Source organism: Magnetococcales bacterium, assembly GCA_015231925.1.
Taxonomy (GTDB): domain Bacteria; phylum Pseudomonadota; class Magnetococcia; order Magnetococcales; family JADGAQ01; genus JADGAQ01.
On record JADGAQ010000112.1, the window covers coordinates 1 to 13,417 of the forward strand.

10 protein-coding genes are annotated in these 13,417 nt (G+C 52.1%); 5 read left to right on the forward strand and 5 right to left on the reverse strand.

All coding sequences use genetic code 11. The features are described from left to right. Nucleotides 1-156: 156 nt before the first annotated feature. Both HQL56_12590 and HQL56_12595 read right to left on the reverse strand, forming a co-directional pair. On the reverse strand, nt 157-1,548 hold the full coding sequence (locus HQL56_12590; protein ID MBF0310356.1) for an HlyD family type I secretion periplasmic adaptor subunit: 1,392 nt from the start codon (nt 1,546-1,548) through the stop codon (nt 157-159). A 193-nt stretch (nt 1,549-1,741) separates the two neighbouring features. Further along, the gene (locus tag HQL56_12595) at nt 1,742-3,862 is read right to left on the reverse strand and encodes a type I secretion system permease/ATPase (protein MBF0310357.1); all 2,121 of its coding nucleotides are present in this window, start codon (nt 3,860-3,862) and stop codon (nt 1,742-1,744) included. Nucleotides 3,863-4,493: 631 nt separating this feature from the next. Between HQL56_12595 and HQL56_12600 the strand changes: the two genes are divergently transcribed. From HQL56_12600 to HQL56_12615, 4 genes are all read left to right on the forward strand, one after another. After that, on the forward strand, nt 4,494-5,201 hold the full coding sequence (locus tag HQL56_12600; protein ID MBF0310358.1) for a hypothetical protein: 708 nt from the start codon (nt 4,494-4,496) through the stop codon (nt 5,199-5,201). After that, on the forward strand, nt 5,198-5,464 hold the full coding sequence (locus HQL56_12605) for a hypothetical protein (protein ID MBF0310359.1): 267 nt from the start codon (nt 5,198-5,200) through the stop codon (nt 5,462-5,464). The genes HQL56_12600 and HQL56_12605 overlap by 4 nt, the downstream gene beginning before the upstream one ends. Nucleotides 5,465-5,507: 43 nt before the next feature. Beyond that, nucleotides 5,508-6,281, forward strand: coding sequence for a hypothetical protein (locus HQL56_12610; protein MBF0310360.1), 774 nt, complete (start codon nt 5,508-5,510; stop codon nt 6,279-6,281). A gap of 147 nt (nt 6,282-6,428) precedes the next feature. Next, nucleotides 6,429-7,211, forward strand: coding sequence for a hypothetical protein (locus HQL56_12615; protein MBF0310361.1), 783 nt, complete (start codon nt 6,429-6,431; stop codon nt 7,209-7,211). A gap of 878 nt (nt 7,212-8,089) precedes the next feature. Here HQL56_12615 and HQL56_12620 read toward each other — a convergent pair. Next, nucleotides 8,090-8,323 carry a hypothetical protein gene (locus HQL56_12620; GenBank protein MBF0310362.1) on the reverse strand — a complete coding sequence of 78 codons (234 nt, stop codon included), beginning with the start codon at nt 8,321-8,323 and terminating at the stop codon, nt 8,090-8,092. Nucleotides 8,324-8,416: 93 nt separating this feature from the next. On the opposite strand from HQL56_12620, the gene HQL56_12625 reads away from it, so the two are divergent. Next, a complete protein-coding gene (locus tag HQL56_12625; GenBank protein ID MBF0310363.1) occupies nt 8,417-12,520 on the forward strand; it encodes a hypothetical protein in 4,104 nt (1,367 codons plus the stop codon). A 276-nt stretch (nt 12,521-12,796) separates the two neighbouring features. Here HQL56_12625 and HQL56_12630 read toward each other — a convergent pair whose 3' ends face one another. Further along, entirely contained in the window at nt 12,797-13,303 is a 507-nt protein-coding gene (locus tag HQL56_12630) for a hypothetical protein (GenBank protein ID MBF0310364.1), read from the reverse strand. Continuing rightward, the coding region (locus tag HQL56_12635) for a hypothetical protein (GenBank protein ID MBF0310365.1) at nt 13,287-13,417 on the reverse strand (131 nt) is incomplete at its 5' end. The genes HQL56_12630 and HQL56_12635, both read right to left, overlap by 17 nt.

Here is a 13,417-nt window from a genome sequence, read left to right on the forward strand (position 1 = left end):
CTGCTATAAATGGGAATATGATAAGATAAAATTGTTAAATGTCAACACGCCCTAGAATATTTTTTTCAATCTTCTCTTTATCAAAAAAGTCAAAAGACAGAACATTTTCATTTTTTACTTTCTAAAAGATAAAATATAAAAAAGATAGAATAATATTTATTTTTCCTGGAAACCTTCTTTCAGCGTCTTCAAAATCGGCGACAGCAAATAGGCAATCAAAGGCCGCTTGCCCGACGAAATCTCCGCGACCACCGCCATTCCCGGACTGAGTCGTACTGCTTCCCCTTCCACCTGAATCACCTCCCGATCCATCTTCACCCGAACCGGATATACCAACCCAACCTGCTCCTTCTCCACCGCATCCCGCGACAAATGACGCACCTTGCCAGAAACCGTGCCATAGCGCGTGAAGTTGAAGGTTTCCACCTTAAGCACCACCTCATCCCCCGGATGCACAAAACCCACATCCTTGTTCAATACCATGGCTTCCACTTCCACCCCTTCACGGGATGGAACAATCCACATCAACTCTTGAGCCTGAGTCACCACCCCCCCCGGAGTATGAACCTGCAATTGCTGCACAATCCCCTCCTCCGGCGCAGTCAACAGACAGCGTTCCCAGCGTTGCAGAGCCTTTTCCACCTCACGCTGCAAAACGGCCGTCTGACGCTCTGCGTCCACCACCTTCTCCCAGGCGGTTTGAGCAAACTGGGTCTCCAACTGCTTGCGACGCCGCAAAACCGTTTCAATCGCCGCCAGAGTCTCCTCCCGATTGTGCCGCTTGCCCCGCAAATCTTCCTCCGCCGCAATGCGCTCCTGCTCCAAAGTCAAATGGTCCATGCGGGCTGCGTTGCCCTGTTTGGCCAAGATCTCCTTGGCTTTGGCCCGTTCGCTCACCAAGGGCAGAATGGCCTCCAGCTTGCGGATTTCCACCTCGATGGCCCGTAAACGGGCTTGCTGTTGGCTGCGTTCCGCCTCCAACGCGGCAAGTTGAGCCAAATGTTGGCTCCATTGACTCTCCAGAAGATGTTTGTGACGTTTTGCCGTTTCAGGAGAAATTCCCTCCGGAGCGGCATAGTCGCGCCGTGGAGGATCCTGACTTAACGCCTCCCAGCGGGCCAGTTCGGCACGTGCTTCCTGCCATTCTCCTTTCAGGCGCTCGGTATCGGCGTGGCTTTCGGTGGCATCCAACCGGATAAGGGGATCTCCCTGTCTGACAAAGCTGCCTTCCTGTACCAGGATCTCCCGAACGATGCCGGGATCCAGGGGTTGCACCTTTTTGACCCGTCCGCTGGGGATGATGCGTCCCTGAGCCACCGCCACCATATCGACCTCTCCGACGCATGACCAAATCAGCGCCCCCAGGAAGAGGATCATCAGGGTATAGTTGGTCCAGCGACCTGCCGGAGAGGGTGGGGAATCGGTGATCTCCAGAACGGCAGGCAGGAAGGCGGTCTCGTGGGGCAGACGTGGCGACGGGGGGTTGTTGCGTTCCAGGAAACGGGCGGCAAGATAGACCTGCCAGTGTCGGTGAAGGGAGGAAAGCATCCGTTTTCCTTTTAATATTTTGTCCTTTAGAAAGTAAAAAAAGAAAATGTTCTATTCTTTGACGTAGCTTTTCTGTTTTTTATGTTAAAGAAATTTCTATGAAAAAGAACAACAAATAAAGTTAAAGGATAGAATATTTTATTTTTACTTTCTATAAGATAATATATTGAAAGGCAGTTTTATTTATTCTTTTTCAGTGTTGCTCCTGAATGCGATGTAATTTGGCATACCGCCCCTGGGCCACCAGCAATTCCCGATGACTGCCATCCTCCACAATCCGCCCTCCCTCCAACGTGATAATACGATGCGCCTGCCGCACCGTGGATAAGCGATGCGCTATGACAAACACCGTGCGTCCTTCACAAATACTCTGCATGTTGTGCTGAATGATCTGCTCCGACTCGTAATCCAGAGCACTGGTAGCCTCGTCAAAAATCAAAATGGACGGATCGGTCACCAACGCCCTGGCAATGGCGATTCGCTGTCGCTGCCCCCCGGAAAGTCCCCCTCCCCGTTCCTCCAAAATGGTGTCGTAACCATGAGGCAACTCCAGAATGAACTCGTGCGCACCCGACAATTTGGCCGCCTCCACCACCCGTTCCATGGGCAATCCCGGATCCGCCAGGGCGATATTGGCCCGCACGGAGCGATTGAAAAGATAATTCTCCTGCAACACCACCCCAATCTGCCTCCTTAACCAAGCGGGATCGACCAGGGAGAGATCCACCCCATCCACCAGTACCCGCCCCCCTTCCGGTACGTAGAGACGCTGCAACAACCGGGTCAGAGTACTCTTCCCGGAACCGGAGGTGCCCACGATGCCCACCACCTGCCCGGCGGGAATATCCAGGGAAAGTTGTGAGATGACGGGTGGCCCGTCCAGCCGATAGCGAAAGGTGACATGATCAAAACGCACATGACCCCGTAAAGGAGGCAGGGAGGCCCGACCCGGACTGTCGGTGTGCGGCTCCGCCGTGGCATTGAGAATGTCACCCAGCCGCGCCAGGGAAATGCGGGTTTGCTGGAAATCCTGCCACAGAGAGGCCAGACGCAGAATCGGCCCGCTGACCCGGCCCGATAACATGTTGAAAGCCACCAGCTCCCCGACACTCAACCGATTGTCCAGAACCAGATAAGCCCCGAACCAGAGGATGAGGGCGGTATCGAGCTTGTTGATGGCCTGGGCGGTTTGGCTGGCGATATTGGAGAGATTGGCGGCACGAAACCCTGCCGCGACATACCCGGCCAGCTGATTTTCCCAATCCCGGCGCATCTGGGGTTCCACTGCCAGGGATTTGATGGTCTCCATGCCGGCTACCGCTTCCACCAGGAAAGATTGATTTTCGGAGCCACGACGGAACTTATCGTCCAGACGGGCGCGCAGCACCGGCGTCACCAGAACGGAGAGCAGGACGTAACAAGGCACCGCCCCCAGCACCAGTGCCGTCAGCAACGGACTGTAGAAGAACATGATGATCAGAAAAATGAAGGTGAAAAAGAGGTCGATGACCACAGTGACGGAGTTTCCGGTCAGGAACTGGCGAATATTTTCCAACTCCCTCACCCGAGCCACGGTATCCCCCACGCGGCGCACCCCGTGATAGGCCAACGGCAGATTGAGCAGATGCTGGAAGAGTCGGGCACCCAATTCCACATCGATACGGTTGGTGGTGTGGGAGAAGATGTAGGTACGCAAACCACCCAGAATGGTTTCGAACAGGGCAATGGAGACCAGGCCAAAGGTCAACAGATGGAGGGTACTCAGGCCGTGATGCACCAGAACCTTGTCGATGATCACCTGGAAAAAGAGGGGAGAAACCAGGGCGAACAGCTGCAGGAAGAAGGAGGAGAGCAGCACTTCCCCCAGCAGATGCCGGTATTTGACCATCGGAGAGATGAACCAGGTGATGTCGAAAGGACGTTGCGGCCCGGCCAGCTGGGCGCGATGGGCCAACAGAATCAGCTCCCCGGTCCAGGAGGGTTCGAAGATCTCCTGCGGCAAAAGCAGGGGTTTGCATTCCAGCGGGTCATGAAGCAGCACCTTGTCGTTTTGGTAGCCGAGGATGAGAAACCAGTTCCCGCGCCGGTGGCGACCCATGGCGGGCAGCGGGGTTTTGGCGAGACGCTCCCAGGTGGTGGAGACCTTGCGAACCTTGAACTGGCAAGCTTTGGCGCAACGCAGCAGCTCCACCTCGCCCAGGATGCCCCCCGGCGGGGCGAAACGATGGCGCAACTGCTGGCCATCGGCGGGCAAGCCCGCCAGACGCATGGCCGTCAGCAGGCAGGCCAACCCGGTATCGGGCTCTTCTGGAATGGAAGGATTCGACTCACGCACGACAAAGCCTCATTACACGACAATCAGGGTCATATACTTTACTATTATAATTTAGACAAGGAGCCTACCAGGAAATAAAGTAGACTATACAAGAAGCAATATCATAACGGCCTGTTCTTGCTATAGATTTTTCTTAATTATTGTCTAAATTTTTCCTGTGAATTCGGCTGCCGCACATACATATAATATTTGTTAAAATTTTATTATGTATGTTATTTATTCCTTCTTGGGATATTTTTCTTCTGTTTCCCTCCAATGTCCATGAAAAATTCAAACGGCCTGCAAAAAATTCATTCCAGGCAGCGATATGAAGTGATAAAAGAATGTCATAGACTGTGAGTCTGGAGTTTTTTCAGTACGACCTATCCATAATCGGCAGCTCTGACAAGGCGCAGCAGCAGGGGTGATGGCAGGATCTGGACAGGAAATACCTATCTGTACCTGTCTTGGAAACCGGGAGCAGGTCTGCCCCAGGGGAACGGGGGAAAACCGAGGGAAAACGGAACCCAGGGGGTTTTGGTCCCCCGCACATCCTGCTCCGAGGAAACGCCCAGGGGGATGTCGGCGATGAGTCCGAAGAACAAGACTTCCCAGAGGGAAGGCGTTCGCCATGAGTGAGGAACCGGCAACCTGGAGAACACCACGTCGGGCCTGGCTGGTCGCCTTGGCCATCTGGCTTCCCCTGGCGTCGCTGAATATCTGGAAAATGGCCGACGATTTAACCAAGCCCCCCTTGCCTATTTCAACGGATACTTCCGTATTGTACCTTAAAGGAATTAAATTTACGTTTCCGACAATTTTTATTGATAAAGATCCAACTCCGTTAAATAGGTATTATATTAGACATGTGTTCTATTTTTCCCTTCCTACTCCCATTTATATTAGAAAGCACATTATGAATGTTGGCGATTATATGAAATTCAGAACCGAAGGAAGACTAATTGTTGGTATTAATGACAACTATAGAGGAAGCTATCAGCCAAGAAAGCACATCAATTCTTTAGTTAAGAACAGAGGCACTCTTCGCTCACTATATGATAATGGCACAAATGTCTATTTTCACAACCGGGATCCACTTCTCAGCGATCACGAAATACTGACCGTAACAAACACGGAACACAACACACTTTCGTGCGGAATTAAAACAAGATCTCAATCCAACCCACACTGCAAATGCTATATATTATTCAAAAATATCGACATTGAATTTAGCTTTCCGATAGACTATTTAAGAGAATTTTTCGAAATCAAGAGCTACATTACATCATCATTACAGTCCTTTATCGACGCATCACAACACACCGGAGTACAACAATGAGCACCATGGCAAGAAAATTGACTTCTGGAGAGATGTTCGCCTTATCATACGCCCAGCAAACAGGCGATGCTGCCGCCTACTACAATATCCTGGCGAATGCCGGGCACAGCTATGCTATTCTGGCAGCACCTGCGGCGACATATGGAGATGCAGGCACTGAAATTGACCGATTTTTGGGTATTATATCCAACATGTACCTGGATACCATGGCTCCAACAGTTAAACCAGATTGGAACGATGCTGCCCACAAAGCAGAAAATTAACAATAAAGATAATTTAGTCGCAAACAAATTACAGGGGAGGACAATGATTCATCCAGCCCATCTTGCCTGTCTTTTCTTTATGTGGGTGTTCTCATCTGACATTCCTTTGTTTATATTCGTATATATGGTAATTTTTAAGTTATTTTTCTATGGAAAATCTTCTAACATGTTATACATTTACGGGCAGAGTCTATATAACGCCTTCAAAGATGTAATATTACTCGCATTGATATTTCTATTTTTGTATCCCGCTCTGAAGCACCTGCCGTATATCAACACTCTTGGATACTACTTCCTCCCTGGGATTGCCTTACCTCAAACCTTTCTGGAACGGGTCCGGCAATTCCCCTGGCAGCACGAAAAACAATCCCTTGCCTCCTTCACGGACTTTCCATGGGAAACAGTGTGCCTGATCATGCCTCATTCCCATGCCCACAGCCACATGGTGGAGATGGAGACCGGCCCTTTACCCTTTGAGAAAATTGAATTTCGATCAGAGTGGGCCGACCAGGAACGATATGGTTGGTTATTCTTCCTTGGCAAAGACAATGAATACGCGAATCTTCATATTTTGGATAGGGACAAGGACTACACCGTGTCTTTCGCGGAAGATCCGAAAAATCGGGTTTGCTTCAAACGGGACCACGCTTTCCTGATCGCCGACAAGCAGGAAAAACTGCATCTCTATTTTTCCAGAACATCTGACCGAGTACCCGGCTTTCCCATTCCAACCGCCTTGGAGTGGAACGATTCCCCTATGGTCGATCCCGGATGGTCTGAACCACCGCCCGGCAACAAGTCTGGCAACAGCCCGTGAGTGAACGAAACACCCCTCAACCCATTGCAGGACAAGAGTGGACAAAAGCTACCATATTTTACCACATTGGCAGTCAAAATAAGGAAATGTGACTCAATGCCCATATCACATGGAGAAAGCCTACTCTCGCGTCTTCTGGAAGTTGCCATGTCCCTGGCCTTCATGATCTATCCGATTTGGATTCTCCGAAGGCTGCTCGGCTTCAGCAAGGACAGACTTTCTTTGCCGAAACCCCATCTTCCGAGTCTGAAAACCACACTGGAATGGACCGTGGCTCTTGTCCTGCTCTTGATAATCTATGGAAGGTATGCCTGGGATGCAGCGCTGACTTACCTGGACCCACACCGTGATTTGTCGGTCAAGACGTACCAGTTGCATCTGGGTAACCATGCATTTCGTTTCCCGGCGCGATTTTCTGCATCCCATCATCCATCTCAAAACAAACCACTACAGTCCCATTCCTATCTTTTCCATTTTAAACTTCCACATCACCTTAGAAGGCATACAAGGAATAGACTTGACTTTGTACAATACGACATAGAAAGCACTATCACTGTTCTGATCCAGGATAATTATAGAGGGACATATATCGCCAGACAGTTAGTACAAAATATGGCAAATAAAGGGAAAACCGTTTTTAGATATCGACTTGAAAATAACATAGAAGTGTACTATCACAAAAGTCACGATCATAATGATAATGACGAAATTTTGACGATTTCATCAGGAAGCGAAAAGGAGATTATTTCATGTCGAAGAGATGATCGTATCGACAGTATTACTAAAAATCTATCATGCAATAGCGATATATTATTTTATAATATTGAGGTGGATTTTTCATTTTTAAAGAAAAATATGAAAGATTATTTTATGATTAAATATTTTATTATTTCAACTTTAGAATCTTTTCTGATTGATAACCCAACCTGAGGAGACTAACCATGACTGCACGCAAGTTAACAGCGACTGAATTGACCGCTATGGAACATGCCAAGAATACCGGCAATTCAGCTGCCTATTATAATATCCTTGCTCAAGCTGGACACAGCTATGGCCTACTGGCCGCTCCAGCCGCTACTAACGGTGACGTTGGAACGACAATAGAACGATTCCTTGGTATTACTGCAAACCTATATCTTGAGGTAGCAGCTCATGAGATAAACCCGAATTGGAGCAATATCGATTCTGATAAATTGATGAAAGATATAATGACTCGCGACTTTGATGCCAGGGTAGAAAATTTTGGATACCCTATCGACGTTGAAACCATAGAAAAATACCATAAAGATGCGTATGTTAAGGCAGAATTAAATATTTCGGCCTGGACTGGCACCCCACTTGGTAATCTAGGTGGCCCAGGATTATGGTGTCTTATTTGTGGCCCTGAGACCTTCAAAGGTAATGAAGGTTCGTGGGCCAATATACAACAAACATTCCACAACCTGCCTTTCAATGAAATAGAACAAAATCTCCGAACTCTTCTAGGCAATATGTATTACGGCCTCAGCCCAGCTCTTGCCATGGCCAGTGCCGTAACCAAACAAATTGCTGACTTATGGACAGACGGTCGCGGACTTAACTGGCCCTGGGTAGATGATCTACCCATCGCCACATCTCCGGAGGAAACAATTGTCGCCCTTCCCGATGGCAGTATCGAATGGCGTTCCAAAACCAACGGACCGTGTTTAAAATTTTGTCCAAACGGGGATAAAGTTGTTACAACCCCCGGCGGGGATGAAACCGTCGTCTTGTCCCGATCACCGGACACTATGGATGACGATATTGTCATCGTCACTCGCAGCGATGGATCAGGCACCATCTATATGCCCGATGGCAAGGAAATCGATTTCAATGCCAGCGGCGATGCAACAGATATCGCCGAGGAATCTCAATCCGGGCAAACGATCAACGATATCGTCAGCGATATTGCCATTAAACTCAATATTACACCACAGCAAGCAAAGAACATCTTCGACGCCATCAATCCAGATCTTCAATCTCTCAATCCGGGCGATCAACTTCCCCCCGGCACCGTCTTTCACACGCCACCTTCCTCAAACGAGGTTTCCGATGTTGGCCAACTTATTTCCGAGAAAAAGTCCGTTTCAAGTCTCGACAAAGCCTTTGACAAGGTCATGTCCAGCTTGCCCTGGATGCAGCCAACTCCTGGAAATATCTCTTTCGGGCGCATGATCCTGGAAAAATTCCATTCCGCCAGTCTGCTGCCCTACCTGTCCCCTCTGGTCCTTGACCTGGACGGAGACGGGCTGGAATTGAGCAATGTCGCAAGCAACAAGGCCTACTTCGATCTGGACGGCAATCTCTTCGCCGAAAGCACCGGCTGGATCAACCCGGATGATGGGCTATTGGCTTGGGATCGCAACGGGGACGGGCGCATTCTGGATTCGAGCGAACTTTTCGGCGACCAGAGCCACCTTTCCGCAGCCGAACTGGCCCAGTTGACGCCCGGCGCCCCCGATCCCAACAACCCTTACCGCTTTGCTCCCGGCTTTGCCAGTCTGGCCACTCTCGACAGCAACCAGGATGGGCTCATCGACGCAACTGATGCCGATTTTGCCCAGTTGCGCATCTGGCGGGATCTCGACGGGGATGGCAACAGCGACACCGGAGAGTTGCAAACCCTCACCGAAGCCGGAGTCTCCTCCCTGAACCGATCCTTTGTCCTGAATGGCTCCTCCCTGGAGGGCAACGTGGTCGCCGCTCTCTCCTCCTTCACCCGCACGGACGGCTCTTCCGGCAGCATGGGGGATGTCTGGTTCGCCACCGATCCCCTTTATAGCCGTTACACAGGCTCGATCGAAATCCGGGATGAAGCCTTTCGTCTGCCCCTGTTGCGCGGCTACGGCACGGTCAAGACCTTGACGGAAGCCATGAGTACCGATGCCTCGCTTCTGCAGATGGTGCAGGATCTCGCCTCCTTGCCTCTCAACCAGATGACGGACGCCTCTTCCCGTATGGAAACCATTCTGTTCCGCTGGGGCGGGGTGGATGGCCTCGACCCCACCAGTCGGGGACCGGCCTTCGATGCCCGCAAGCTCACCCTGCTGGAACGTTTCACCGCGCAGAACTTCCTGCAAAGCGGAAACAGCAATCCTGCCGGTTCCGCCACGGCGCAACTCAACGACGCCTGGCAAACCCTGTTGAACGGCTATCTGGCCCGTTTTCTCTTTCAGGCCCAGCTTTTACCCGCCATGCCCCATTCCCCCCTCTTCTGGATGCAGGACGCCATTCCCCTCACCGATTCTCTCGGCACGATTCTGACCCGCTTGCAGGAGATCGCTCCCCAAGAGATCGATGCCCAGCTTGCTTTCTGGCATACCACGATACCCGCCTTGCGCTCCCTGTCAGCGGAATCCGGCCTCTCCCCCGGCGATACGGAAGCTGCTCTTGCAAGCGGACTCTCCTCCACCCCCTGGGTTTCTCTCCTCGGGCAATTCGGAGAGCCAACGTTTCTTGGCAGCGTTTCCGGGGATTCTCTCTCCGGAACGGACAATGGGGAGTTCCTGTTCGGCAAAGACGGGAATGATACCGTGAACGGACTGCGCGGCAACGACGTTCTTTCGGGAGGAGTGGGCAACGACACCCTCGACGGGGGCGACGGCAGCGACTGGCTCTTCGGGGGAGACGGAAACGACATTCTGGGCAGTTATCAGCTTTCTTACGACTATTACGGTTTCGTCCAGGAAGGAAACCTTTTCCGTGGCAACCACTACTGGGGTGGCGCGGGCAACGATATCCTGCTTGGCACTCTTTACAGTGATGTCTATCACTTCGGCTCCGGTGATGGACAGGATACCATCACCGATTCTTTCAGCGGCAGCACTTCCACCGCCGCCAACAACACCGACCGCATCGAATTGGCTCCAGGGCTCTCCACCTCCGATGTCTCCGTCACGCATGATGGTACTTCCTTGAAGCTTGTTCTCACTGCCACGGGGGATTCACTTTCCGTAACCTCCTGGTTCTCCCCCTCCTACCGTTCCAAGATCGAGGAGGTGGCCTTCGCCGATGGCACCGTCTGGGACATCCCCACTCTGGAAAACATGGCACTCAACCTGACCGGAACCGAGCAGGCCGACACCTTGAACGGGGTGGATTATTACACCGACACCATGCACGGCTTGGGCGGCAACGACACGCTTTATGGTCAAGGCGGCAACGATTTCCTCTATGGTGAAGCGGGAAATGACGCTCTCTATGGCGGTGGCGAGGACGACATCCTCGATGGTGGAGACGGCAACGACACCCTCGACGGGGGCAGCGGCACCGATCAACTGTACGGCGGCAACGGCAACGACACCCTCGACGGCGGCAACGGCAGCGACCAACTCATCGGAGGCAATGGAGACGATATTCTGGGGGGTAATCAAAGCTCCAACGACTATTACGGTTTCGTTCAGGAAGGGACCATTTACCGGGGCAACCACTACTGGGGTGGCGCGGGCAACGACACCCTGCGGGGCTCCCTTTACAGCGATGTCTACCACTTCGGCTCCGGCGACGGACTGGACACCATCACCGACTATTTTGGCGGCAGCACTTCCACCGCCGCCAACAACACCGACCGCATCGAACTGGCTCCCGGTCTCTCCACCTCCGATGTCTCCGTCACGCATGATGGTACTTCCTTGAAGCTTGTTCTCACTGCCACGGGGGATTCACTTTCCGTAACCTCCTGGTTCTCCCCCTCCTACCGTTCCAAGATCGAGGAGGTGGCCTTCGCCGATGGCACCGTCTGGGACATCCCCACTCTGGAAAACATGGCACTCAACCTGACCGGAACCGAGCAGGCCGACACCTTGAACGGGGTGGATTATTACACCGACACCATGCACGGCTTGGGCGGCAACGACACGCTTTATGGTCAAGGCGGCAACGATTTCCTCTATGGTGAAGCGGGAAATGACGCTCTCTATGGCGGTGGCGAGGACGACATCCTCGATGGTGGAGACGGCAACGACACCCTCGACGGGGGCAGCGGCACCGATCAACTGTACGGCGGCAACGGCAACGACACCCTCGACGGCGGCAACGGCAGCGACCAACTCATCGGAGGCAATGGAGACGATATTCTGGGGGGTAATCAAAGCTCCAACGACTATTACGGTTTCGTTCAGGAAGGGACCATTTACCGGGGCAACCACTACTGGGGTGGCGCGGGCAACGACACCCTGCGGGGCTCCCTTTACAGCGATGTCTACCACTTCGGCTCCGGCGACGGACTGGACACCATCACCGACTATTTTGGCGGCAGCACTTCCACCGCCGCCAACAACACCGATCGCATCGAACTGGCTCCCGGTCTCTCCACCTCGGATGTCTCCGTTAGCCGCGATGGCACTTCCCTGAAACTCGTCCTCACCGCCACGGGTGACACCCTCTCCGTCAGTTTCTGGTTCTCCTCATCCTCCTACCGTTCCAAGATCGAGGAGGTGGCTTTCGCCGACGGCACCGTCTGGGACATCCCCACTCTGGAAAACATGGCACTCGACCTGACCGGAACCGAGCAGGCCGATACCCTGAATGGCATCGACAATTACACCGACACCATGCACGGCTTGGGCGGAAACGACACTCTGTATGGACAGAGCGGCAACGACCTTCTCTACGGAGACGCCGGGGACGATAGTCTCAGCGGTGGTTACGACGATGACCTGCTGAACGGCGGCGACGGAAACGATATGCTCGATGGCGGTTCCGGTGCCGATCAACTCTACGGTGGAAGCGGCAACGATACGTTGGGCGGCATCTACGGCAGCCAGGATTATGCCAGCCTGGGCAACTTCTACCAGGGAGATTCCGGCAACGACCTTCTGCGCGGCACCTGGTCGGGAGATCGTTATCGCTTTTCCAGAGGGGACGGGCAGGATGAAATCGTGGAAAAAGGCTCTCTGAGCGGCAGTGTTGACACGATTGAATTTGCCACCGGCCTCACTCCAGGCGATATCATCCTGGAAAAGGATCCAACCTCCCTGTGGTTGCGTTATGGCGTTGGAGATGCCGTCAAGGTGACCGACTGGAACCTGACTGGCACAGCCCAGGTAGAACGTCTTCTCGCCGGCGACCAGGTTCTGCTCAACACCCAGGTTGATTTGCTGATTCAAGCCATGGCCCAGTTTGGCGCCGAACACGGCGGTCTCTCCTGGTCCCAGGCTCTCGATCAACATCCCCAGGAAGTGGCGACTCTGGTAGCCAGCCATTGGCACCAGGCTGCCTGAGCCGACAGGCAAACCAAAAAGGGATTGTGTCTGGCACGCTCCGCCTCTCCTCCACCAGGCAGGCGGAGCATCTCTTTCAATTCGTATGAATGGCGAAACAGGATTGCCATGTTCGAATATATTCTTTCATTTTTGGATATCGCGATAACAAAATATGCTATTTTATTTTTAATCATATATAAAATACTATTTTATGATAAACACAAAGAAAGTAAATATTATGAAACATGGTTTTTTATTTATAAGACTATAAGAAATATATTGCTTCTCTTTATTCTAACTCTGTTCATCATTCCGACGCTGGATAAAATTCCATTCGCCACCCGTTTCGGCTATTTCCTGAACATCCCCGGTCGCGCCTTGCCCCAAACCATCCTGGACCGGGTGAAACAGGTCGAGTGGCGCAACCATAAACTGCCCTTCGCCGCCTTCACCGACTTCGATTGGGAAACCATGTGCCTGATCATGCCAAACTCCTTGTTTGACAGTCACGCGCTGGAAACGGAAATCGGTCATCTGCCGTTCCGGAATATCACCTTCCCGCCCCCATGGGCGAAAAATGAACGGTATGGCTGGATGCTGTTTCTTGGAAAAAATAATGAATATATCGCCCTCTATATCCTGGATACTTATAATATATATATCGCCTTCATGGAAGATCCGGGTAACCAGATCTGTTTTAAACGCAACCAGACATACTTCCTGGCCCGTAAACAGGACATGCTGAGTCTGTTCTTTTCGCGATTCCGGGAAAACCTGCCCCCCGTCACCCCTCCCCTTCACGTCGATAGGGATTCTCCTGCTTTCGGAAGCTCCAGCGCACCGGAACGCCCGATAGACCAAAACGCTCCCGCAACTGGTTGTCCAGATAGCGACGATAGCCGTCCGCAAGCCCTT

What these genes read in the sequence shown, in the direction of transcription:
- HQL56_12590 (MBF0310356.1), bottom strand. Translation starts at nt 1,548, where the DNA reads ATGCTTTCCTCCCTTCACCGACACTGGCAGGTCTATCTTGCCGCCCGT.
- HQL56_12600 (MBF0310358.1), top strand. Translation starts at nt 4,494, where the DNA reads ATGAGTGAGGAACCGGCAACCTGGAGAACACCACGTCGGGCCTGGCTG.
- HQL56_12605 (MBF0310359.1), top strand. Translation starts at nt 5,198, where the DNA reads ATGAGCACCATGGCAAGAAAATTGACTTCTGGAGAGATGTTCGCCTTA.
- HQL56_12610 (MBF0310360.1), top strand. Translation starts at nt 5,508, where the DNA reads ATGATTCATCCAGCCCATCTTGCCTGTCTTTTCTTTATGTGGGTGTTC.
- HQL56_12615 (MBF0310361.1), top strand. Translation starts at nt 6,429, where the DNA reads ATGTCCCTGGCCTTCATGATCTATCCGATTTGGATTCTCCGAAGGCTG.
- HQL56_12625 (MBF0310363.1), top strand. Translation starts at nt 8,417, where the DNA reads ATGTCCAGCTTGCCCTGGATGCAGCCAACTCCTGGAAATATCTCTTTC.